General features: G+C 66.0%; 29 protein-coding genes. All 29 read right to left on the bottom strand.

Annotated features, from left to right (window positions below):
• Positions 1–19 precede the first annotated feature (19 nt).
• The 29 genes from AC07A4_RS03620 to AC07A4_RS03760 all read right to left on the bottom strand — a co-directional run bounded on the left by AC07A4_RS03620 (position 20) and on the right by AC07A4_RS03760 (position 21,772).
• A complete protein-coding gene (locus AC07A4_RS03620) occupies positions 20–673 on the bottom strand; it encodes an adenylate kinase (RefSeq protein ID WP_478592343.1) in 654 nt (217 codons plus the stop codon).
• Positions 673–1,986, bottom strand: a complete 1,314-nt coding sequence (gene secY / locus AC07A4_RS03625) for a preprotein translocase subunit SecY (RefSeq protein WP_478592346.1) — start codon at positions 1,984–1,986, stop codon at positions 673–675. The genes AC07A4_RS03620 and secY overlap by 1 nt, the downstream gene beginning before the upstream one ends.
• Positions 1,987–2,231: 245 nt before the next feature.
• Positions 2,232–2,687 (bottom strand): 50S ribosomal protein L15, encoded by a 456-nt coding sequence (gene rplO / locus AC07A4_RS03630; protein ID WP_189782214.1) that lies wholly within the window; start codon positions 2,685–2,687, stop codon positions 2,232–2,234.
• A 2-nt stretch (positions 2,688–2,689) separates the two neighbouring features.
• A complete protein-coding gene (gene rpmD, locus AC07A4_RS03635) occupies positions 2,690–2,872 on the bottom strand; it encodes a 50S ribosomal protein L30 (RefSeq protein ID WP_128554711.1) in 183 nt (60 codons plus the stop codon).
• A gap of 2 nt (positions 2,873–2,874) precedes the next feature.
• Entirely contained in the window at positions 2,875–3,480 is a 606-nt protein-coding gene (gene rpsE, locus AC07A4_RS03640) for a 30S ribosomal protein S5 (RefSeq protein ID WP_467087521.1), read from the bottom strand.
• A gap of 64 nt (positions 3,481–3,544) precedes the next feature.
• A complete protein-coding gene (gene rplR, locus AC07A4_RS03645) occupies positions 3,545–3,928 on the bottom strand; it encodes a 50S ribosomal protein L18 (RefSeq protein ID WP_478592351.1) in 384 nt (127 codons plus the stop codon).
• A gap of 3 nt (positions 3,929–3,931) precedes the next feature.
• On the bottom strand, positions 3,932–4,471 hold the full coding sequence (rplF, locus tag AC07A4_RS03650) for a 50S ribosomal protein L6 (RefSeq protein ID WP_478592353.1): 540 nt from the start codon (positions 4,469–4,471) through the stop codon (positions 3,932–3,934).
• Positions 4,472–4,495: 24 nt separating this feature from the next.
• Complete coding sequence (gene rpsH / locus AC07A4_RS03655; RefSeq protein ID WP_018528360.1) at positions 4,496–4,894, bottom strand: 30S ribosomal protein S8; 399 nt, start codon at positions 4,892–4,894, stop codon at positions 4,496–4,498.
• A gap of 225 nt (positions 4,895–5,119) precedes the next feature.
• Positions 5,120–5,305 (bottom strand): type Z 30S ribosomal protein S14, encoded by a 186-nt coding sequence (locus AC07A4_RS03660; RefSeq protein WP_003956452.1) that lies wholly within the window; start codon positions 5,303–5,305, stop codon positions 5,120–5,122.
• Positions 5,306–5,310: 5 nt separating this feature from the next.
• A complete protein-coding gene (gene rplE, locus AC07A4_RS03665; RefSeq protein WP_478592356.1) occupies positions 5,311–5,868 on the bottom strand; it encodes a 50S ribosomal protein L5 in 558 nt (185 codons plus the stop codon).
• Entirely contained in the window at positions 5,868–6,191 is a 324-nt protein-coding gene (gene rplX, locus AC07A4_RS03670; protein ID WP_030685463.1) for a 50S ribosomal protein L24, read from the bottom strand. Before rplX ends, rplE begins: the two co-directional genes overlap by 1 nt.
• A gap of 2 nt (positions 6,192–6,193) precedes the next feature.
• Positions 6,194–6,562, bottom strand: a complete 369-nt coding sequence (gene rplN / locus AC07A4_RS03675; RefSeq protein ID WP_003974257.1) for a 50S ribosomal protein L14 — start codon at positions 6,560–6,562, stop codon at positions 6,194–6,196.
• A 106-nt stretch (positions 6,563–6,668) separates the two neighbouring features.
• The gene (rpsQ, locus tag AC07A4_RS03680) at positions 6,669–6,956 is read right to left on the bottom strand and encodes a 30S ribosomal protein S17 (RefSeq protein WP_030039759.1); all 288 of its coding nucleotides are present in this window, start codon (positions 6,954–6,956) and stop codon (positions 6,669–6,671) included.
• Positions 6,956–7,180 carry a 50S ribosomal protein L29 gene (gene rpmC / locus AC07A4_RS03685; protein WP_010036720.1) on the bottom strand — a complete coding sequence of 75 codons (225 nt, stop codon included), beginning with the start codon at positions 7,178–7,180 and terminating at the stop codon, positions 6,956–6,958. Before rpmC ends, rpsQ begins: the two co-directional genes overlap by 1 nt.
• The gene (gene rplP / locus AC07A4_RS03690; protein ID WP_164321737.1) at positions 7,180–7,599 is read right to left on the bottom strand and encodes a 50S ribosomal protein L16; all 420 of its coding nucleotides are present in this window, start codon (positions 7,597–7,599) and stop codon (positions 7,180–7,182) included. The genes rpmC and rplP overlap by 1 nt, the downstream gene beginning before the upstream one ends.
• A 5-nt stretch (positions 7,600–7,604) precedes the next feature.
• Positions 7,605–8,444, bottom strand: a complete 840-nt coding sequence (rpsC, locus tag AC07A4_RS03695) for a 30S ribosomal protein S3 (RefSeq protein WP_478592359.1) — start codon at positions 8,442–8,444, stop codon at positions 7,605–7,607.
• Positions 8,444–8,791 carry a 50S ribosomal protein L22 gene (gene rplV, locus AC07A4_RS03700; protein WP_009997296.1) on the bottom strand — a complete coding sequence of 116 codons (348 nt, stop codon included), beginning with the start codon at positions 8,789–8,791 and terminating at the stop codon, positions 8,444–8,446. Before rplV ends, rpsC begins: the two co-directional genes overlap by 1 nt.
• A 42-nt stretch (positions 8,792–8,833) precedes the next feature.
• Complete coding sequence (gene rpsS, locus AC07A4_RS03705; protein ID WP_003992359.1) at positions 8,834–9,115, bottom strand: 30S ribosomal protein S19; 282 nt, start codon at positions 9,113–9,115, stop codon at positions 8,834–8,836.
• A gap of 12 nt (positions 9,116–9,127) precedes the next feature.
• Positions 9,128–9,964 (bottom strand): 50S ribosomal protein L2, encoded by an 837-nt coding sequence (gene rplB / locus AC07A4_RS03710; protein WP_478592362.1) that lies wholly within the window; start codon positions 9,962–9,964, stop codon positions 9,128–9,130.
• A 38-nt stretch (positions 9,965–10,002) separates the two neighbouring features.
• Positions 10,003–10,419, bottom strand: coding sequence for a 50S ribosomal protein L23 (gene rplW / locus AC07A4_RS03715; RefSeq protein ID WP_030685476.1), 417 nt, complete (start codon positions 10,417–10,419; stop codon positions 10,003–10,005).
• On the bottom strand, positions 10,419–11,069 hold the full coding sequence (rplD, locus tag AC07A4_RS03720) for a 50S ribosomal protein L4 (RefSeq protein ID WP_478592365.1): 651 nt from the start codon (positions 11,067–11,069) through the stop codon (positions 10,419–10,421). The genes rplW and rplD overlap by 1 nt, the downstream gene beginning before the upstream one ends.
• 8 nt (positions 11,070–11,077) lie before the next feature.
• On the bottom strand, positions 11,078–11,722 hold the full coding sequence (rplC, locus tag AC07A4_RS03725; RefSeq protein WP_478592367.1) for a 50S ribosomal protein L3: 645 nt from the start codon (positions 11,720–11,722) through the stop codon (positions 11,078–11,080).
• A gap of 16 nt (positions 11,723–11,738) precedes the next feature.
• Entirely contained in the window at positions 11,739–12,047 is a 309-nt protein-coding gene (gene rpsJ, locus AC07A4_RS03730) for a 30S ribosomal protein S10 (protein ID WP_003948644.1), read from the bottom strand.
• 512 nt (positions 12,048–12,559) lie between these two features.
• Positions 12,560–13,753 carry an elongation factor Tu gene (tuf, locus tag AC07A4_RS03735; protein ID WP_478592370.1) on the bottom strand — a complete coding sequence of 398 codons (1,194 nt, stop codon included), beginning with the start codon at positions 13,751–13,753 and terminating at the stop codon, positions 12,560–12,562.
• Between the two features lie 144 nt (positions 13,754–13,897).
• On the bottom strand, positions 13,898–16,027 hold the full coding sequence (fusA, locus tag AC07A4_RS03740) for an elongation factor G (protein ID WP_478592373.1): 2,130 nt from the start codon (positions 16,025–16,027) through the stop codon (positions 13,898–13,900).
• Positions 16,028–16,066: 39 nt separating this feature from the next.
• Entirely contained in the window at positions 16,067–16,537 is a 471-nt protein-coding gene (rpsG, locus tag AC07A4_RS03745) for a 30S ribosomal protein S7 (protein ID WP_055553483.1), read from the bottom strand.
• Between the two features lie 2 nt (positions 16,538–16,539).
• Positions 16,540–16,911 (bottom strand): 30S ribosomal protein S12, encoded by a 372-nt coding sequence (gene rpsL, locus AC07A4_RS03750; protein WP_003948652.1) that lies wholly within the window; start codon positions 16,909–16,911, stop codon positions 16,540–16,542.
• Positions 16,912–17,244: 333 nt separating this feature from the next.
• Positions 17,245–17,751 (bottom strand): DUF1707 and DUF4190 domain-containing protein, encoded by a 507-nt coding sequence (locus AC07A4_RS03755; RefSeq protein ID WP_478592378.1) that lies wholly within the window; start codon positions 17,749–17,751, stop codon positions 17,245–17,247.
• 121 nt (positions 17,752–17,872) lie between these two features.
• Positions 17,873–21,772, bottom strand: coding sequence for a DNA-directed RNA polymerase subunit beta' (locus AC07A4_RS03760; RefSeq protein ID WP_478592381.1), 3,900 nt, complete (start codon positions 21,770–21,772; stop codon positions 17,873–17,875).
• Positions 21,773–21,845 lie beyond the last annotated feature (73 nt).

Consider the following 21,845-nt stretch of genomic DNA (forward strand, 5'->3'; position numbering starts at 1 on the left):
CGAAGCGGGGGAATGATGGTTACGCGTCGCCCTTGAGGGCGGCCATCGCACGCTTCGTGACCTCGTCCACCTTGCCGAGGGCCGAGATCGTGACGACCAGGCCCTGCGCCTTGTAGTGGTCGATGATCGGCTCGGTCTCGCGGTGGTACACGTCGAGCCGCTTGCGCACGGTCTCTTCCTTGTCGTCCCCGCGCTGGTAGAGCTCGCCGCCGCAGACGTCGCAGACACCTTCCTGCTTCGGCGGGCTGTACGTCACGTGGAAGACGTGGCTGGAGTCGTTGCGGCAGATGCGGCGGCCCGCGATGCGCTTGACGACCTCGTCCTCGGGGACCTCCAGGTCCAGGACCGCGTCCAGGCGCTGGCCGTCCGTCTTCAGCGCCTCGTCCAGGGCCTCGGCCTGCGACACGTTGCGCGGGAAGCCGTCGAGCAGGAAGCCGTTCTCCGCGTCCGGCTGCGCCATGCGGTCCTGAGCCATACCGATGGTCACCTCGTCCGGGACGAGGTTTCCGGCGTCCATGAAGGACTTGGCCAGCTTGCCGAGCTCCGTCTGCTGGCTGATGTTGGCGCGGAAGAGGTCGCCCGTGGAGATGTGCGGGATCGACAGGTTCTTGGCAAGGAACGCGGCCTGCGTCCCCTTGCCCGCACCGGGCGGTCCGACAAGGACGATTCGCATCAGCGGAGGAACCCTTCGTAGTTGCGCTGCTGGAGCTGGCTCTCGATCTGCTTCACGGTCTCCAGACCCACACCCACGATGATGAGGATGCTCGTTCCACCGAACGGGAAGTTCTGGTTCGCGTTGAAGCCCACCAACGCCATCGTTGGCACAAGAGCGATCAGACCCAGATACAGCGAGCCCGGCCAGGTGATCCGGTTGAGTACGTAGCTCAGGTACTCAGCGGTCGGTCGGCCAGCCCGGATGCCCGGGATGAAGCCACCATACTTCTTCATGTTGTCCGCGACTTCCTCCGGGTTGAAGGAGATCGCCACGTAGAAGAAGGCGAAGAACACGATCAGGACGAAGTAGGTGACGATGTAAATCGGGTGGTCACCCTTGGTCAGGTTCTGCTCGATCCACGTCTTCCAGCTGGACTGACCGCCCGCGAACTGGGCGACGAGAGCCGGAATGTAGAGCAGCGACGAGGCAAAGATCACAGGGATGATGCCCGCCTGGTTGACCTTCAGCGGGATGTACGTCGACGTGCCGCCGTAGGACCGGCGGCCGATCATGCGCTTCGCGTACTGCACCGGAATGCGGCGCTGCGCCTGCTCGACGAAGACCACCAGGCCGACCATGAAGAGGCCGACGAGGATCACGGTGAAGAACTCGATCCAGCCGCCCGCCAGGGTGCCCGACTTCTTGATGCCCCACAGGGCGGCGGGGAAGGTCGCGGCGATCGAGATGAACATCAGGATCGACATGCCGTTGCCGATGCCGCGGTCGGTGATGAGCTCACCGAGCCACATGACGGTGGCCGTACCGGCGGTCATGGTGATGACCATCGTGATGGTGACGAAGATCGACTGGTCGGGGACGATCTCCGAGGCGACCGGGCAGCCCTGGAACAGGGTGCCGGTGCGGGCGGTGGCCACCAGGCCGGTGCCCTGCAGGATCGCGAGCGCGATGGTCAGGTAGCGCGTGTACTGCGTGATCTTCGCCGTGCCCGCCTGGCCCTCCTTCTTGAGGGCTTCCAGACGCGGGATCACCACGGTCAGCAGCTGCAGGATGATGCTCGCCGTGATGTACGGCATGATGCCGAGCGCGAAGATCGTGATCTGCAGGAGGGCGCCGCCACTGAACATGTTGACCAGACCGAAGAGGCCCTGGTTGGCATTGGCCGCGTCGATACAGGTCTGGACGTTCTTGTAGTTGATGCCCGGGATCGGGATGTGTGTCCCGAGCCGGTAGATCACGATGATGCCGAGCGTGAAGAGCAGCTTCTTGCGCAGGTCGGGCGTCTTGAACGCCCGGGCGAACGCGGTGAGCACGGTGCCTCCTGCGACCCCCGCGCTACTGCGTCAGAGGTGACGGTGGTGAGTCCGACGGATAAGTAGGTGTGTCTAGTTAAAAGCCAAGAACCGCCCGGCCGGTCGCGAGGACAGACCGCGCGGAAAGTAACAGTGCACGCCACCTTACCGGCGACCGTGCCCCCCTTGGAACGACCAACCGGGGATGCCCCTTTTGTGGGCATCCCCGGTCGGGATCGTTCAAGTCATCGAGACGCCTGGGAAATTCAGACGAGCTCGGTGACGGTACCGCCAGCGGCGGTGATCTTCTCCTTGGCGGAGCCGGAGACGGCGTCGACCGTCACCTGCAGCGCCACGGAGACCTCGCCCTGGCCAAGAACCTTGACAAGGCTGTTCTTGCGAACGGCGCCCTTGGCGACCAGATCGGCCACCGTGACCTCGCCACCCTCGGGGTAGAGGGCCGCGAGCTTGTCCAGGTTGACGACCTGGTACTCGGTCTTGAACGGGTTCTTGAAGCCCTTCAGCTTCGGGAGGCGCATGTGGAGGGGCATCTGGCCACCCTCGAAGCGCTCCGGAACCTGGTAACGGGCCTTCGTGCCCTTGGTACCACGACCGGCCGTCTTACCCTTCGACGCCTCACCACGACCCACACGGGTCTTGGCGGTCTTGGCGCCCGGGGCGGGACGGAGGTTGTGGATCTTGAGCGGGTTGTTCTCCGCCATGATCAGTCGACCTCCTCAACCGTCACGAGGTGGCGGACGGTCTGCACCATGCCGCGGAACTCGGGGCGGTCCTCCTTGACGACCACGTCGTTGACCTTCTTCAGGCCAAGCGAACGCAGGGTGTCGCGGTGGTTCTGCTTGCTGCCGATGTACGACTTCGTCTGCGTGATCTTGAGCTGAGCCATGATTACGCACCCGCTCCCGCACGCGCACGCAGGAGAGCGGCGGGAGCGACGTCCTCGAGCGGCAGACCGCGGCGGGCCGCGATCTCCTCGGGACGCTGCAGACCCTTGAGGGCCGCCACGGTCGCGTGCACGATGTTGATCGCGTTGTCGGAGCCCAGGGACTTCGACAGGATGTCGTGAACACCGGCGCACTCGAGCACGGCACGCACGGGACCACCGGCGATAACACCGGTACCCGGCGAAGCCGGCTTGAGCAGGACGATGCCCGCGGCCTTTTCACCCTGAATCGGGTGCGGGATGGTGCCGGCGATGCGCGGGACCTTGAAGAAGTGCTTCTTGGCCTCCTCAACACCCTTGGCGATGGCGGCCGGCACCTCCTTGGCCTTGCCGTAACCGACACCCACGGTGCCGTCACCGTCGCCCACTACGACGAGCGCAGTGAAGCTGAAGCGACGACCACCCTTCACAACCTTGGCGACGCGGTTGATCGCGACAACGCGCTCAACGTACGCGGTCTTCTCGGCGGCAGCTGCGCCGCCGTCACGGCCCTTCCGGTCCCGCCGCTCGCCGCCACCGGCACCGCCACCGCGGCGCTGGGGTCCAGCCATTGGAATTACCTCTCTCTTTTCCGCTAGCTACGCAGAGACACAAGGTCGCTGCGCGACGGGCGGCTCAGAACTTGAGCCCGGCTTCACGGGCGGCGTCCGCCAGGGCGGCGATGCGCCCCGCGTAACGGTTACCACCACGGTCGAACACGACAGCCTCGACACCGGCGGCCTTGGCGCGCTCGGCGACCAGGGCGCCGACCTTGCCGGCCTGCGCCGACTTGTCGTCCGAACCACCACGGATGGACGCGTCCAGGGTCGACGCCGACGCCAGGGTGTGACCCTTGATGTCGTCGATGACCTGGGCCACGATGTGGCGGTTGGAGCGCGTCACGACCAGGCGCGGACGCTCAGCCGTACCCGAGATGTGCTTACGGATCCGGATGTGACGACGCTGAATGGCAGCACGCTTGTAAGCGTCGCCCTTAGCAATCTTGACACCGTATGCCATGGCTTACTTACCCGCCTTTCCGACCTTGCGGCGGATGACTTCGCCCTCGTACTTGACGCCCTTGGCCTTGTACGGGTCAGGCTTGCGCAGCTTGCGGATGTTGGCCGCAACCTCGCCGACCTTCTGCTTGTCGATGCCCTCGACCGAGAACTTGGTCGGCGACTCGACCTTGAACGAGATGCCCTCGGGCGCCTCGATCAGGATCGGGTGGCTGTAGCCGAGCGAGAACTCCAGGTTGGAGCCCTTCGCCAGGACGCGGTAACCGACACCGCTGATCTCGAGCTTCTTCACGTAACCCTGGGTCACACCGGTGATCATGTTCGCCACCAGCGTGCGGGACAGGCCGTGCAGGGCCTTGTTCTGACGCTCGTCGTTGGGGCGGGTGACGTTCAGGACGCCGTCCTCACCCTTAGCGATCTCGATCGGCGCGACAACGGTGTGGTTCAGGGTGCCCTTGGGACCCTTCACCTGGACCGTCTGGCCATCGATGGTGACGTCCACGCCGGCGGGAACCGTGATGGGGAGCTTGCCAATACGCGACATAGCTGTTTCCTCCGTTCCCTTCCGCTACCAGACGTAGGCGAGGACTTCCCCACCCACGCCCTTCTTGCCCGCCTGCTGGCCGGTGAGCAGACCGTGCGACGTGGAGATGATCGCCACGCCCAGGCCGCCGAGCACCTTCGGCAGGTTGGTGGACTTCGCGTACACGCGCAGACCCGGCTTCGAGATCCGCTTGATGCCCGCGATGGAGCGCTCACGGTTCGGACCGAACTTGAGCTCGAGCACGAGGTTCTTGCCGACCTCGGCGTCCTCGACCTTCCAGCCCGTGATGAAGCCCTCCTGCTGGAGGATCTCCGCGATGTGCGACTTGATCTTGCTGTGCGGCATCGCCACGGTGTCGTGGTAAGCCGAGTTCGCGTTCCGCAGACGCGTAAGCATGTCTGCGATCGGATCAGTCATGGTCATGAATTGGCCTTCGGCCTCTCTCGCCGGGGTTTCCTGTATGCGCCATCCCTCTCCCCACTCATGGGCGGGACGGGTGCGGCGCGGGGACCTACGGCGTAGTAAGTCGTACGAGGGCGGCAGGCGCCCAACCACACAAGCCTAAGGCATGTGCGACTGGGCCCCCACCGGCCTCATTGCTTACCGAGAGCCTCTGGAATTGCCCATGTCCTCAGGACAGAGGGGGAATTACCAGGAGCTCTTGGTCACGCCCGGCAGCTCGCCACGGTGAGCCATCTCACGGAGGCACACGCGGCACAGGCCGAACTTGCGGTACACGGAGTGCGGACGGCCGCAGCGCTGGCAGCGGGTGTACGCACGCACACCGAACTTGGGCTTACGAGCAGCCTTGGCAATAAGAGCCTTCTTCGCCATCTCGCTTACGCCTCCTTGAACGGGAAGCCGAGGTGACGAAGGAGCGCCCGGCCCTCAGCGTCGTTGGTCGCCGTGGTGACCACGGTGATGTCCATACCCCGGACACGGTCGATCTTGTCCTGGTCGATCTCGTGGAACATGACCTGCTCCGTGAGACCGAAGGTGTAGTTGCCACGGCCGTCGAACTGCTTGGGGGACAGACCACGGAAGTCGCGGATGCGCGGCAGCGCGAGCGACAGGGTGCGGTCCAGGAACTCCCACATGCGGTCGCCACGGAGCGTGACGTGGGCACCGATCGGCTGGCCCTCACGCAGCTTGAACTGCGCGATGGACTTGCGGGCCTTGGTGATGGCCGGCTTCTGACCGGTGATGGTGGTCAGGTCACGGACGGCACCGTCCATGAGCTTGGAGTCACGGGCGGCGTCGCCGACACCCATGTTGACCACGATCTTCACGAGACCGGGGATCTGCATGACGTTCTCGAACGAGAACTCCTCCTGCAGCTTGCCCTTGATCTCGTCGCGGTACTTCGTCTTGAGACGCGGAGTGGTGGTGGTCGTCATCAGATGTCCTCACCCGTCCGCTTGGCAACGCGGATCTTGTTGCCCTCGTCGTCGAAGCGGTAACCGACGCGCGTGACGACCTTGTTGCCGTCCTTCTCCACGACCAGCTGGACGTTGGAGACGTGGACGGGGGCCTCGGTGGTCACGATGCCGCCGGCCTGCGAGCCGCTGGCGGTCGGGCCGGCCTTGGTGTGCTTCTTGACCCGGTTGACACCCTCGACCAGGACGCGCTCCTCGCGCGGGTAAGCGGCAATGACCTTGCCCTGCTTGCCCTTGTCCTTGCCGGTGATGACCTGAACCAGATCACCCTTCTTGATCTTCATGCTTACAGCACCTCCGGCGCGAGCGAGATGATCTTCATGAACTTCTTCTCGCGCAGCTCACGGCCCACCGGGCCGAAGATACGGGTGCCGCGAGGGTCGCCGTCGTTCTTCAGAATGACGGCGGCGTTCTCGTCGAAGCGGATGTACGAGCCGTCCGGACGGCGGCGCTCCTTGACGGTGCGAACGATGACCGCCTTGACGACGTCACCCTTCTTCACGTTGCCACCGGGGATCGCGTCCTTGACGGTGGCGACGATGACGTCACCGATGCCCGCGTAGCGGCGACCCGAGCCACCGAGAACACGGATGGTGAGGATTTCCTTCGCACCCGTGTTGTCGGCGACGCGAAGTCGCGACTCCTGCTGGATCACGTCTATCTCCTGTTTGTCTGCCGGTTCCCGGCAGGGGCTTCACTCCGGGGAGTGGGGCCCCTGCCGAGCCTGGCGGAACTGATCCGAGGGGAAACCCCCTCGGAAATTACTTGGCCTTCTCGAGGATCTCGACGACGCGCCAGCGCTTGGTCGCCGACAGCGGACGCGTCTCCATCAGGAGGACGCGGTCGCCGACGCCGGCGGCGTTCTGCTCGTCGTGCGCCTTGAGCTTGTTCGTACGACGGATGACCTTGCCGTACAGCGCGTGCTTGACGCGGTCCTCGACGGCGACGACGACGGTCTTGTCCATCTTGTCGCTGACGACCAGACCCTCACGGGTCTTGCGGAAGCCGCGCGCGGCCTTCGTCTCTTCAGTCACGTTGCTCTCGCTCATCAGGCGCTCTCCACCGTCTCGATGCCCAGCTCGCGCTCACGCATCAGGGTGTAGATCCGCGCGATGTCCTTACGGACGGCCTTCAGCCGACCGTGGTTCTCGAGCTGACCCGTCGCCGCCTGGAAGCGGAGGTTGAACAGCTCTTCCTTGGCCTCGCGGAGCTTGTTCAGGAGCTCCTCGTTGCCCAGCTCGCGCAGCTCAGACGCCTTGGTACCGGCCGACATCACGCTTCACCTGCCTCGCGCTTGACGATCCGGCACTTCATCGGCAGCTTGTGGGCCGCACGAGTGAGAGCCTCACGCGCAGTCTTCTCGTTCGGGTAGGACAGCTCGAACATCACCCGGCCCGGGTGCACGTTCGCGACCCACCACTCGGGGGAACCCTTACCGGAACCCATGCGGGTCTCGGCAGGCTTCTTCGTCAGCGGACGGTCCGGGTAGATGTTGATCCAGACCTTGCCGCCACGCTTGATGTGGCGGGTCATCGCGATACGGGCCGCCTCGATCTGGCGGTTGGTCACGTACGCCGGGGTCATGGCCTGAATGCCGTACTCGCCGAACGCGACCGTCGTACCACCCTTGGCCATACCGCGGCGCTTGGGGTGGTGCTGCTTGCGGTGCTTGACCCTACGGGGGATCAGCATGTCGGTCAGGCCTCCGTTCCGGTGCTCTCAGCCGGAGCGGCAGCGGCGGCGGGAGCCTCGGCCTTGGGGGCCTCGGCAGCCGGCGCGGACTGCTGCTGCGGCTTGCGGCCGCGGCCGCCACGCTCGCCACCACGGCCACCACGGGCCGGGCGGTCGTTGCCACCACGGGCCGGGCGGTTGCCGGCGCGGGCAGCGGCGTTCTCGGCGCGGACCTCGGCGATGTTCTTGACGTCGCCCTTGTAGATCCAGACCTTCACGCCGATGCGACCGAAGGTCGTCTTGGCCTCGAAGAAGCCGTAGTCGACGTTCGCGCGGAGCGTGTGCAGGGGCACGCGGCCCTCGCGGTAGAACTCCGAGCGGGACATCTCGGCGCCGCCGAGACGACCGCCACACTGGATCTTGATGCCCTTGGCGCCCGCCTTCATCGCCGACTGCATGCTCTTACGCATGGCGCGACGGAAGGAGACGCGGGAGGACAGCTGCTCCGCGACGGCCTGGGCCACGAGCTGAGCGTCGACCTCGGGGTTCTTGACCTCGAGGATGTTCAGCTGGACCTGCTTGCCCGTGAGCTTCTCGAGGTCACCGCGGATGCGGTCGGCCTCGGCGCCACGGCGGCCGATGACGATGCCGGGACGAGCGGTGTGGATGTCCACACGCACGCGGTCACGGGTGCGCTCGATCTCCACCTTCGAGATGCCGGCGCGCTCCATGCCGGACGTCATCATCCGACGGATGGCGACGTCTTCCTTGACGTAGTCCTTGTACAGCTTGTCGGCGTACCAACGCGACTTGAAGTCGGTCGTGACACCGAGCCGGAACCCGTGCGGGTTTACCTTCTGGCCCATTACCGGGTTCCTTCCTTGCTGCTGACGACCACGGTGATGTGGCTGGTCCGCTTACGGATCCGGTAGGCACGGCCCTGGGCACGCGGACGGAACCGCTTCAGGGTCGGGCCCTCGTCCACGTACGCCTCGCTGATGACCAGCGTGGAGGCGTCGGTGTGGTCGTAGTTGTGCGCGGCGTTGGCGATGGCGCTGTCCAGCACCTTGCCGACCGGCACGCTCGCGGCCTGCGGGGCGAAACGCAGGACCGCCTGAGCCTCCGTGGCATCCATGCCACGGATGAGGTCCACCACGCGGCGGGCCTTCATGGGCGTGACGCGGATGTACCGCGCCTGGGCCCTGGCTTCCATGGTTGTCCCTTCGGTGTTAGTCATAGTCGATTCCACCCCGCGTTAGCGGCGCTTCGACTTCCGGTCGTCCTTGACGTGACCCCGGAAGGTGCGCGTCGGCGAGAACTCGCCGAGCTTGTGGCCGACCATCGACTCGGTGACGAACACCGGAATGTGGGTCTTGCCGTTGTGCACCGCGAGCGTGTGGCCGAGCATGGCCGGCACGATCATGGAGCGACGGGACCAGGTCTTGATGACGTTCTTGGTGCCAGCTTCGTTCTGGGCGTCCACCTTCTTGATCAGGTGGTCGTCGACGAAGGGCCCCTTCTTGAGACTGCGCGGCATCTAAACCCGCTCCTAGCGCTTCTTGTTCGTCTTGCGGCGGCGGACGATGTACTTGTTCGACGCCTTCTTGGGCGAACGAGTACGACCCTCCTTCTGACCCCACGGGGAGACCGGGTGGCGACCACCGGAGGTCTTGCCCTCACCACCACCGTGCGGGTGGTCAACCGGGTTCATGACGACACCGCGCACGGTCGGGCGAACGCCCTTCCAGCGCATGCGGCCGGCCTTGCCCCAGTTGATGTTCGACTGCTCGGCGTTGCCGACCTCGCCGATGGTGGCGCGGCAGCGGACGTCGACCAGGCGGATCTCGCCCGACGGCATGCGGAGGTGGGCCATGGAGCCCTCCTTCGCCAGGAGCTGCACCGAGGCACCCGCGGAGCGGGCGAACTTGGCGCCGCCGCCCGGACGGAGCTCGATCGCGTGGATCGTGGTACCGACCGGGATGTTGCGCAGGGCCAGGTTGTTGCCGGGCTTGATGTCGGCGCCAGGGCCGTTCTCCACCCGGTCACCCTGCGCCAGTCCGCGCGGAGCGATGATGTAGCGCTTCTCGCCGTCTGCGTAGTGCAGCAGGGCGATGCGCGCGGTGCGGTTCGGGTCGTACTCGATGTGCGCGACCTTCGCCGGCACGCCGTCCTTGTCGTGACGACGGAAGTCGATCACTCGGTAGGCGCGCTTGTGTCCGCCACCCTGGTGGCGAACGGTCACACGACCGGCGTTGTTACGGCCGCCCTTGCTGTGCAGCGGGCGGACCAGCGACTTCTCCGGCGTGGACCGCGTGACCTCGACGAAGTCGGCGACGGAGGAGCCACGGCGGCCCGGCGTCGTCGGCTTGTACTTGCGGATTCCCATTTCTCAGTCCTCGTCCGATATTCGGACCAGGGTCTCCGTTAGGAGGCCTGGCCGAAGATGTCGATACGGTCGCCCTCAGCGAGGGTCACGATCGCGCGCTTGGAGTCGGCACGCTTACCGAAACCGGTGCGGGTGCGCTTGCGCTTGCCCTGGCGGTTGAGCGTGTTCACGCCGGTGACCTTGACCGAGAAGACCGCCTCGACGGCCTGCTTGATCTGGGTCTTGTTGGCGCCCGGCGCGACGACGAAGGTGTACTTGCCCTCGTCGAGCAGCGCGTAGCTCTTCTCCGAGACGACCGGCTTGAGGAGCACGTCACGGGGGTCCGTGAAGCTCTTGCTCAGCGGCGTCTCGACGGTGTTCTTGCCCTCGGTGGCGTGGCGCTTCGCCTTGGCGACGCGCGCGGCCTTGGCGGCCTTGGCGGCCTTCGAGGCGATAGCGGGGTGACGGATAGCCATCAGGCCTCGCTCCCTTCGGTGTCAGCGGCCTTGGGGCCAGACACGAAGGACTCGAAAGCGGCCTGGGTGAAGACCACGTCGTCCGAGACGAGAACGTCGTACGTGTTCAGCTGGCCCGGCTCCAGGATGTGGACCTGGGGCAGGTTGCGGGCGGACAGCACGGCCTTCTCGTTCTCGCGCTCGACGACCAGGAGCACGTTCTTGCGCTCGCTGAGCTTGCCGAGGAGAGCCTTGGCGGCCTTGGTGGAGATGTCGCCCTCGACCACGTCGGTGATGACGTGGATGCGGCTGTTGCGGGCCCGGTCGGTGAGGGCACCGCGCAGGGCGGCGGCCTTCATCTTCTTCGGGGTCCGCTGCGAGTAGTCACGCGGCACGGGACCGTGCACGACGCCACCACCGGCGAACTGCGGCGCGCGGGTCGAACCCTGGCGGGCGCGGCCGGTGCCCTTCTGGCGGTAAGGCTTCTTGCCACCACCACGGACTTCGCCGCGGGTCTTGGTCTTGTGCGTGCCCTGGCGGGCAGCGGCCAGCTGCGCGACGACGACCTGGTGGATCAGCGGGATGCTGACCTTCGCGTCGAAGATCTCCGCGGGGAGCTCGACGGTACCGGCCTTGTCGCCTGCCGGCGAAAGGATGTCAACAGTGCTCATCGGTTACCTCAGGCCCCCTTGGCCGCGGTGCGGACCAGGACGAGGCCGCCGTTCGGACCGGGAACCGCGCCCTTGATGAGCAGCAGACCCTTCTCCGCGTCAACGGCGTGGACGGTCAGGTTCTGGGTGGTGACCCGCTCGTTGCCCATGCGGCCCGCCATGCGGAGGCCCTTGAACACACGACCCGGGGTGGCGCAGCCACCGATGGAACCGGGCGAGCGGTGCTTGCGCTGGGTGCCGTGGCTGGAGCCGAGGCCACCGAAGTTGTGGCGCTTCATGACACCGGCGAAGCCCTTGCCCTTGCTCTTGCCGGTCACGTCGACCTTGACGCCCGACTCGAAGGTCTCGGCGGTCAGCTCCTGGCCGAGGGTGTACTCGCTGGCGTCAGCGGTACGGATCTCGACGAGGTGGCGACGGGGGGTGACGTCGGCCTTGGCGAAGTGGCCCTTGAGGGGCTTGTTCACCTTGCGCGGGTCGATCTCGCCGAAGGCGATCTGGACCGACTCGTAGCCGTCGCTGTCGTTCGTACGGACCTGGGTAACGACACAGGGCCCGGCCTTGACGACCGTGACGGGAACAATGCGGTTGTTCTCGTCCCACACCTGCGTCATGCCGAGCTTCTCGCCCAGGATGCCCTTGATCTGCTTCGTCATCTTCAGATCACCGGCCTCAGAGCTTGATCTCGATGTCGACACCGGCCGGGAGGTCGAGTCGCATCAGAGAGTCAACGGTCTTGGGCGTCGGGTCGAGGATGTCGATCAGGCGCTTGTGCGTGCGCATCTCGAAGTGCTCGCGCGAGTCCTTGTACTTGTGCGGCGACTTGATGACGCAGTACACGTTCTTCTCAGTGGGCAGCGGCACCGGGCCCGCGACCGACGCACCAGTGCGGGTCACCGTCTCGACGATCTTCTTCGCCGAGGAGTCGATGACCTCGTGGTCGTAGGCCTTGAGCCGGATGCGGATCTTCTGTCCCGCCATGGCTACTTAGTAGTCCTTTGTCTCGAACGCTCTGGCCCCCGGGAGGCCCTCTTTTCCACTTCCTCCGACCCACGCGGTCGGGCGTGTCGCAGTCCCGCTCACATGGATCTCCCGAAGGATTTCCCGGCTAGGGGCTGCGGCCCTGAGTGACCGCGGGTCCGGGGGAAGAAACCCACCGGGCGCCTGGCTGAGCCTCCGCGCTGCACTTCCCGAAAGATTCCCGTACGTCCGCCACAGCGCTGCCTTACGGCAGATGGGGCGACGAGTACTGTGGGACTCGCTTTCAGTCCTCCCGGCGGGAGGCGCGCAGCATCGGCACTCAACCGAGCAACCTGAACAGTGTGCCATAGGTAGGACGACGAAGGCCAATCGAGCCGATTGTCAAGCGGCGCGGCCGTCCCCTGGACAACCGGACACGACAAGAGGCCCCACCCGCCGTAATGGCGGATGGGGCCTCTCGCTGCGCTCAGTTCAGAGCAGCCGGGTCGCCCCGACCAACAAGCAAGGAGTACTTACTTGGTGATCTTGGTGACCTGGCCGGCGCCGACGGTCCGGCCACCCTCACGGATGGCGAACTTCAGGCCCTCTTCCATGGCGACGGGCTGGATCAGCTCGACGAGCATGTCGGTGTTGTCACCCGGCATGACCATCTCGGTGCCCTCGGGGAGGGTCACCACGCCGGTCACGTCCGTCGTGCGGAAGTAGAACTGCGGGCGGTAGTTGTTGAAGAACGGGGTGTGACGGCCACCCTCGTCCTTCGACAGGATGTACGCGGCGGCCTCGAACTCGGTGTGCGGCGTGACCGAACCGGGCTTGATGATGACCTGGCCGCGCTCGACGTCCTCGCGCTTGATGCCGCGGAGCAGCAGACCGACGTTCTCACCGGCCTGGCCCTCGTCGAGCAGCTTGCGGAACATCTCGATGCCCGTGACCGTGGTGGTGGTCTTCTCGGTCTTGATGCCGATGATGTCCACGGTCTCGTTGACCTTGAGGATGCCGCGCTCGATACGACCGGTGACGACGGTGCCACGACCGGTGATCGTGAAGACGTCCTCGATCGGCATCAGGAACGGCTTGTCGACGTCACGCTCGGGCTGCGGGATGGACTCGTCGACGGCCTTCATCAGGTCGAGGACGGACTTGCCCCACTCGGCGTCGCCCTCGAGCGCCTTGAGCGCCGAGACCTTGACGACCGGGACGTCGTCGCCCGGGAACTCGTACTCGGAGAGGAGCTCACGGACCTCGAGCTCGACGAGCTCCAGGATCTCCTCGTCGTCCACCATGTCGGCCTTGTTCAGGGCGACGACGATGTACGGAACGCCGACCTGGCGGGCCAGGAGCACGTGCTCCTTGGTCTGCGGCATCGGGCCGTCGGTGGCGGCGACCACGAGGATGGCGCCGTCCATCTGCGCGGCACCCGTGATCATGTTCTTGATGTAGTCCGCGTGACCGGGGCAGTCGACGTGGGCATAGTGGCGCGTCTCGGTCTGGTACTCGACGTGCGCGATCGAGATGGTGATACCGCGCTGGCGCTCTTCGGGAGCCTTGTCGATCTGGTCGAAGGCCGAGGCCTCGTTCAGGTCCGGGTACGCGTCGTGCAGCACCTTGGTAATGGCGGCCGTGAGGGTCGTCTTACCGTGGTCAATGTGACCGATGGTGCCGATGTTGACGTGCGGCTTAGTCCGCTCGAACTTCGCCTTCGCCACTGGGTCCTCCTGTGGAGTGGTTCTGTACGCCTTGCTTCATCGGCGCCAGGTGATCTTTGCTGGGAAGCCAGCCGCCGGGGTTCTTGCCCTGCGGGGTCGAGCCCCGGCGGATGGTGTCAAGCCTAAAGCGTGAACTCGGGTGAGTTACTCGCCCTTGGCCTTCGCGATGATCTCCTCGGCGACGTTCCGCGGAACCTCGGCGTAGGAGTCGAACTGCATTGAGTAGCTTGCGCGACCCGACGTCTTGCTGCGGAGGTCGCCGACGTAGCCGAACATCTCCGAGAGGGGCACGAGGCCCTTCACGACGCGAGCGCCGCTGCGCTCCTCCATGGCCTGGATCTGGCCACGGCGGGAGTTGATGTCGCCGATGACGTCACCCATGTAGTCCTCGGGCGTGGTGACCTCGACGGCCATCATCGGCTCGAGCAGCACGGGCTTCGCCTGCCGCGCGGCCTCCTTGAAGGCCTGCGAACCGGCGATCTTGAAGGCGAGCTCGGAGGAGTCGACCTCGTGGTAGGCGCCGTCGAGAAGCGTGACGCGGACGCCCGTCATCTCGTAGCCCGCCAGGATGCCGAACTGCATGGCCTCCTGCGCACCGGCGTCCACCGACGGGATGTACTCCCGCGGGATGCGGCCACCGGTGACCTTGTTCACGAACTCGTACGACGCGTCGCCGTCCACGATGGGCTCGATCGCGATCTGCACCTTGGCGAACTGACCGGTACCACCGGTCTGCTTCTTGTGGGTGTAGTCCACGCGCTCGACGGCCCGACGGATCGTCTCGCGGTACGCGACCTGCGGCTTGCCGACGTTCGCCTCGACGCGGAACTCGCGCTTCATGCGGTCGACGAGCACCTCGAGGTGAAGCTCGCCCATACCACCGATGATGGTCTGGCCGGTCTCCTCGTCCGAGTGGACCTGGAAGGAGGGGTCCTCCTCCGAGAGGCGCTGGATGGCGACACCCAGCTTCTCCTGGTCGCCCTTGGACTTCGGCTCGATGGCGACCTGGATGACCGGGGCCGGGAAGTCCATGGACTCCAGGATGACCGGGGCCTTGTCGTCACAGAGCGTCTCGCCCGTGGTGGTCTGCTTCAGACCCATGACGGCGACGATGTCACCGGCGCCCACCGACTCGATCTCCTCACGCTTGTTCGCGTGCATGCGGTAGATCTTGCCGATGCGCTCCTTCTTGCCCTTGACGGAGTTCAGCACGGCGGTGCCGGAGTCAAGGCGACCGGAGTAGATCCGGACGAAGGTGAGCTTGCCGAGGTGCGGGTCGCTCGCGATCTTGAACGCGAGGGCCGCGAGCGGCTCGTCGTCGGACGGCTTGCGCTTGACGACCTCCTCCGGGTCCTTGGTGCCGTGGCCCTCGATGGCCTCGACGTCCAGGGGGGAGGGGAGGTAGCGCACGACGGCGTCGAGCAGGGGCTGAACGCCCTTGTTCTTGAACGCGGTGCCGCAGAACACCGGCGTGACCGTGGTCTCGCCGTTGCCCTTGCCGGAGGCGATGGTGATGCGACGGATCGCCGCGTACAGCTGCTCCTCGGTGGGCTCCTGGCCCTCGAGGTACAGCTCCATCATCTGCTCGTCGTTCTCGGCGACGGCCTCGAGGAGCTTGCCGCGCCACTCGTCGGCGGCCTCGGTGTGCGTGGCCGGGATGTCGACGATGTCGTAGGCCTCGCCCATCTTGGTCTCGGCGGACCAGACGAAGGCCTTCATCGTGACGAGGTCGACGACGCCCTTGAAGTCAGCCTCCGCGCCAATGGGCAGCTGCATGACGATGGGGGTCGCACCGAGGCGGTCGACGATCATGTCGACGCAGCGGTGGAACTCGGCACCCGTGCGGTCGAGCTTGTTGACGAAGCAGATGCGCGGGACGCCGTAGCGGTCCGCCTGACGCCACACGGTCTCGGACTGGGGCTCAACGCCGGCGACACCGTCGAACACCGTGACAGCACCGTCGAGCACGCGGAGCGAACGCTCCACCTCGACCGTGAAGTCGACGTGCCCGGGGGTGTCAATGATGTTGATCGTGTGGTCGACGTCGTTCAGCGGCCAGTGACAGGTGGTGGCAGCAGAGGTGATCGTGATGCCACGCTCCTGCTCCTGCTCCATCCAGTCCATCGTGGCGGCGCCGTCGTGGACCTCACCGATCTTGTACGAGACACCGGTGTAGAACAGGATCCGCTCGGTGGTCGTCGTCTTGCCCGCGTCGATGTGAGCCATGATGCCGATGTTGCGCACCTTGGCCAGGTCAAGTGAAGTGGTAGCCATATCGGCTCAGTCTTCTCTCGGTCTCGATGGGGGTAGCGACTACCAGCGGTAGTGCGCGAAGGCCTTGTTGGACTCGGCCATCTTGTGGGTGTCCTCGCGCTTCTTCACAGCGGCACCGAGGCCGTTGGAGGCGTCGAGGAGCTCGTTGAGCAGGCGCTCGGTCATGGTCTTCTCGCGACGGGCGCGGGAGTAGCCCACCAGCCAGCGCAGGGCCAGCGTGTTGGCGCGACCGGGCTTGACCTCGATCGGCACCTGGTAGGTCGCACCACCGACGCGGCGGGACTTGACCTCGAGGGTCGGCTTGATGTTCTCGAGCGCGCGCTTGAGGGTGATGACCGGGTCGTTGCCGGTCTTCTCCTTCAGGCCCTCCATGGCGCCGTAGACGATGCGCTCGGCGGTGGAGCGCTTGCCGTTCAGCAGCACCTTGTTGATGAGGGAGGTCACCAGAGGGGAACCGTAGACCGGGTCGATGATGACCGGGCGCTTCGGGGCGGGGCCCTTACGAGGCATTTCTACTTCTCCTTCTTGGCGCCGTAGCGGCTGCGGGCCTGCTTGCGGTTCTTGACACCCTGGGTGTCAAGCGAACCGCGGATGATCTTGTAACGAACACCAGGCAGGTCCTTCACACGGCCACCACGCACGAGCACGATGGAGTGCTCCTGCAGGTTGTGTCCCTCACCCGGAATGTAGGCCGTGACCTCGATCCCAGAGGTCAGACGCACACGCGCGACCTTACGGAGGGCCGAGTTCGGCTTCTTCGGGGTGGTCGTGAACACACGCGTGCAGACGCCACGGCGCTGGGGCGAACCCTCGAGTGCGGGCGTCTTGTTCTTCTCGACCTTGTCCTGCCGGCCCTTACGGACCAGCTGCTGGATCGTAGGCACTACTTCTCCGGTTTCTGTGTGCCGAATAGTAAAGCTAACCTGGAACGTCGCCGACCCACGCGGTCGGGTGTGTCGAATGCTGCAGACCCCCGCTCAAAGGCGGGAAGGGCGCAGATTGCGGCGGCCGGATCGGACTCACGCTGCGGCTGAAGACACGCGCGCGAGCCCAGGCACACCCCAGGCACAAGGTCTGAGCGTACCTACCTCATTGGCTGCGGTCAAAACAAATACCCCACAGCCAGGACACGCCGGGCGCCGCGGGCGCCGTCAGCCGTTGATCGGCCTTCGGCCTGGCCCTCAGGCGCCGGACGGGCTGGGTGTGCCCTCGTGGGCTCAGTTCGCCGCCGACACGATCAGCATCAGGAGCAGCGCCCAGCCCACGATCGACAGCCAGCCCATGACCAGGCCCGCCACCGCCTGGCCGTCGCCCGACTCATGGGTGCGGCGGATCTCGGAGCGGGCCATGTGGCCGAGGACGACCGCGGGGATCGCCGTGGCGCCGAACGTGAAGAATGTCGCGATCCCGCACACCATGGCCGCGGTGGCCTTGCCGTTCGTGGGCGGCGCCGCCGCGAAGGTGGCCGGGACGGGCGGGGCCATCTGGTGGAAGCCGCTCGGCCCCTGCGGCAGGTCGGCGACCAGCAGGCCGAGCTCCCCCACCGTGCGGGCCTTGTAGGCGCGCTCCACCCGCCGCTCGTACTCGGCCTGTTCCAGGCGCCCCTCGGCGAAGCCCGCGCGCAGCACGTCCACCGCGCGCTCGCGGTCGGAGTGCCCGGCCAGCATCGAAGACGGCCCCTGCTGCCCCGGCCACGGCGCCGGCTGCCACGACGGATTTGTCACGATACGCACGCTCCCCCACACGATGTGTGCCCTCCATCATGCGGCAAAGCGCCGCAGGGCGGCCACCCGGCTCTCACCGGGTGACCGCCCTGCGGCAGTGTCTCGCTACTGGAGGCGAGGACTACTGGTTGTAGGGACCGTAGTCGTAGTCCTCCAGCGGAACGGCCTGGCCGGAGCCGGTGCCGAACGGCGAGTAGTCGATGTCGTCGTAGCCGACGGCCGAGTACATCGCGGCCTTGGCCTCCTCGGTCGGCTCCACCCGGATGTTGCGGTAGCGGGACAGACCCGTACCGGCCGGGATGAGCTTACCGATGATGACGTTCTCCTTGAGGCCGATGAGGCTGTCGGACTTGGCGTTGATCGCCGCGTCCGTCAGGACTCGGGTCGTCTCCTGGAAGGAGGCGGCCGACAGCCAGGACTCCGTCGCGAGCGAGGCCTTGGTGATACCCATCAGCTGCGGACGGCCGGAGGCGGGGTGACCGCCCTCGGTGACCACACGACGGTTCTCGGTCTCGAACTTCGAACGCTCGACCAGCTCGCCGGGAAGGAGCTCGGCGTCGCCGGACTCGATGATCGTCACGCGGCGCAGCATCTGCCGGATGATGATCTCGATGTGCTTGTCGTGGATCGACACGCCCTGCGAGTTGTAGACCTTCTGGACCTCGCCGACCAGGTGGACCTGGACGGCGCGCTGACCCAGGATGCGGAGCACGTCGTGCGGGTTGGTGGCACCCACGGTGAGCTTCTGGCCCACCTCGACGTGGTCGCCCTCGCCCACGAGCAGACGGGCGCGCTTCGAGATCGGGAACGCCGTCTCGTCGCTGCCGTCGTCCGGGGTGACGACGAGCTTCTTGGTCTTCTCGGTCTCCTCGATACGGACGCGGCCCGCGGCCTCGGAGATCGGGGCGACACCCTTCGGCGTACGGGCTTCGAAGAGCTCGACGACTCGGGGCAGACCCTGGGTGATGTCGTCACCGGCCACACCACCGGTGTGGAAGGTACGCATCGTCAGCTGCGTGCCGGGCTCACCGATGGACTGGGCGGCGATGATGCCGACCGCCTCACCGATGTCGACCAGCTTGCCGGTGGCCAGCGAACGGCCGTAGCAGAAGGCACAGGTGCCGACCGCGGACTCACAGGTCAGGACCGAGCGGGTCTTGACCTCCTCGACGCCGTTGGCGACCAGGGCGTCGATGAGCACGTCACCGAGGTCGACGTTGGCCGGCGCGATGACCTTGCCGTCGATGACGACGTCCTCGGCCAGCATGCGGGCGTAGACGGACGTCTCGACGTTCTCCGTCTTGCGCAGCGAGCCGTCGGCGGCGCGGTCCGCGATGCGCAGCTTGAGGCCGCGCTCGGTGCCGCAGTCCTCCTCGCGAATGATGACGTCCTGGGAGACGTCGACCAGACGACGGGTGAGGTAACCGGAGTCGGCGGTACGGAGAGCCGTGTCCGCAAGACCCTTACGAGCACCGTGCGTCGAGATGAAGTACTCGAGCACCGACAGGCCCTCACGGAAGGAGGCCTTAATCGGACGCGGGATCGTCTCGTTCTTGGCGTTCGACACCAGACCACGCATACCGGCGATCTGACGCATCTGCATCATGTTTCCTCGGGCACCCGAGTCAACCATCATGAAGATGGGGTTGGTCTTGGGGAAGTTCGCGTTCATCGCCTCGGCGACCTCGTTGGTCGCCTTGGTCCAGATCGCGATGAGCTCCTGCGTGCGCTCTTCCTTGGTGATCAGACCGCGCTCGTACTGCTTCTGGACCTTCTCGTCCTGGGCCTCGTAGCCCGCGACGATCTCCTTCTTGGCCTCGGGGACCACGACGTCGGAGATGGCCACGGTGACGCCGGAACGGGTCGCCCAGTAGAAGCCGGCCGCCTTCAGGTTGTCGAGCGTCGCCGCCACGATGACCTTGGGGTAGCGCTCGGCGAGGTCGTTGACGATCTCGGAGAGCTGCTTCTTGCCCACCGAGTAGTCGACGAACGGGTAGTCCTCGGGCAGCAGCTCGTTGAAGAGCGCGCGGCCCAGGGACGTACGCAGGCGGAAGCTGTCGCCCTGCTGGTACTCCTGCTCGCCCTCCTCGGCGACCGGCGGCACCCAGCCACGCGGCGGGATGGTGCCCACCGGGAAGCGGATGTCGACGGTCGACTGGAGCGCCAGCTCGCCGGCGTCGAACGCCATGATCGCCTCGGCGGTGGAGCCGAACGCGCGGCCCTCGCCCTTGACGTCACGGAGCTCACCGTCGGTGGTCAGGAAGAACAGACCGAGGACCATGTCCTGGGTCGGCATCGTGACCGGACGGCCGTCGGCGGGCTTGAGGATGTTGTTCGAGGACAGCATCAGGATGCGGGCCTCGGCCTGCGCCTCCGCGGAGAGCGGCAGGTGGACGGCCATCTGGTCACCGTCGAAGTCCGCGTTGAACGCGGTGCAGACGAGCGGGTGGATCTGGATGGCCTTGCCCTCGACCAGCTGCGGCTCGAAGGCCTGGATGCCGAGGCGGTGCAGCGTGGGCGCACGGTTCAGCAGAACCGGGTGCTCCGCGATGACCTCTTCGAGGACGTCGTACACGACCGTGCGGCCGCGCTCGACCATCCGCTTGGCGCTCTTGATGTTCTGCGCGTGGTTCAGGTCGACCAGGCGCTTCATCACGAACGGCTTGAAGAGCTCCAGGGCCATGGCCTTCGGCAGACCGCACTGGTGCAGCTTCAGCTGCGGACCGACGACGATCACGGAACGCGCGGAGTAGTCCACGCGCTTGCCGAGGAGGTTCTGGCGGAAGCGACCCTGCTTGCCCTTCAGCATGTCGCTGAGGGACTTCAGGGGGCGGTTGCCGGGACCGGTGACCGGGCGACCACGACGACCGTTGTCGAAGAGGGCGTCCACGGCCTCCTGGAGCATGCGCTTCTCGTTGTTCACGATGATCTCGGGGGCACCGAGGTCGAGAAGGCGCTTCAGGCGGTTGTTGCGGTTGATCACGCGGCGGTACAGGTCGTTCAGGTCGGAGGTCGCGAAGCGGCCACCGTCCAGCTGCACCATCGGACGCAGGTCCGGCGGGATGACCGGCACGCAGTCCAGAACCATGCCCTTGGGGCTGTTCGAGGTCTGCAGGAACGCGGAGACGACCTTCAGGCGCTTGAGCGCACGGGTCTTCTTCTGGCCCTTGCCGGTGCGGATGATCTCGCGGAGGCGCTCGGCCTCCTCGTCCAGGTCGAAGGACTCCAGGCGCTTCTGCAGGGCAGCGGCACCCATCGAGCCGTCGAAGTACGTGCCGAAGCGGTCACGCAGCTCGCGGTAGAGCAGCTCGTCGCCCTCGAGGTCCTGGACCTTGAGGTTCTTGAAGCGCGCCCAGACCTCGTCGAGACGGTCGATCTCGCGCTGCGCGCGGTCGCGCAGCTGCTTCATCTCGCGCTCGGCGCCCTCGCGCACCTTGCGGCGCACATCGGCCTTGGCGCCCTCGGCCTCGAGCTCGGCCAGGTCGGTCTCGAGCTTCTTGGCGCGGCCTTCGAGGTCGGCGTCGCGGCGGTTCTCGATCTGCTGGCGCTCGACGGAGACGTGCGCCTCGAGCGACGGCAGGTCGCGCGTGCGGCGCTCCTCGTCCACGAACGTGATCATGTACGCGGCGAAGTAGATGACCTTCTCGAGGTCCTTCGGCGCGAGGTCGAGCAGGTAGCCAAGGCGCGAGGGGACGCCCTTGAAGTACCAGATGTGCGTGACGGGCGCGGCCAGCTCGATGTGGCCCATCCGCTCACGACGCACCTTGGCGCGAGTGACCTCGACGCCGCAGCGCTCGCAGATGATGCCCTTGAAGCGGACACGCTTGTACTTGCCGCAGTAGCACTCCCAGTCCCGGGTCGGACCGAAGATCTTCTCGCAGAAGAGTCCGTCCTTTTCGGGCTTGAGGGTGCGGTAGTTGATGGTCTCGGGCTTCTTGACCTCGCCGTGGCTCCACTGGCGGATGTCGTCCGCGGTAGCCAGGCCGATCCGGAGCTCGTCGAAGAAGTTGACGTCGAGCACTATGCGTCAATCCCTCTCAGGGTTGTGCCACCTCGCGTCAGCGAGATATTGGCGCTTCATCAATGGTCTGTCG

The sequence above is a fragment of the Streptomyces sp. NPDC043996 genome (genome assembly GCF_056435225.1).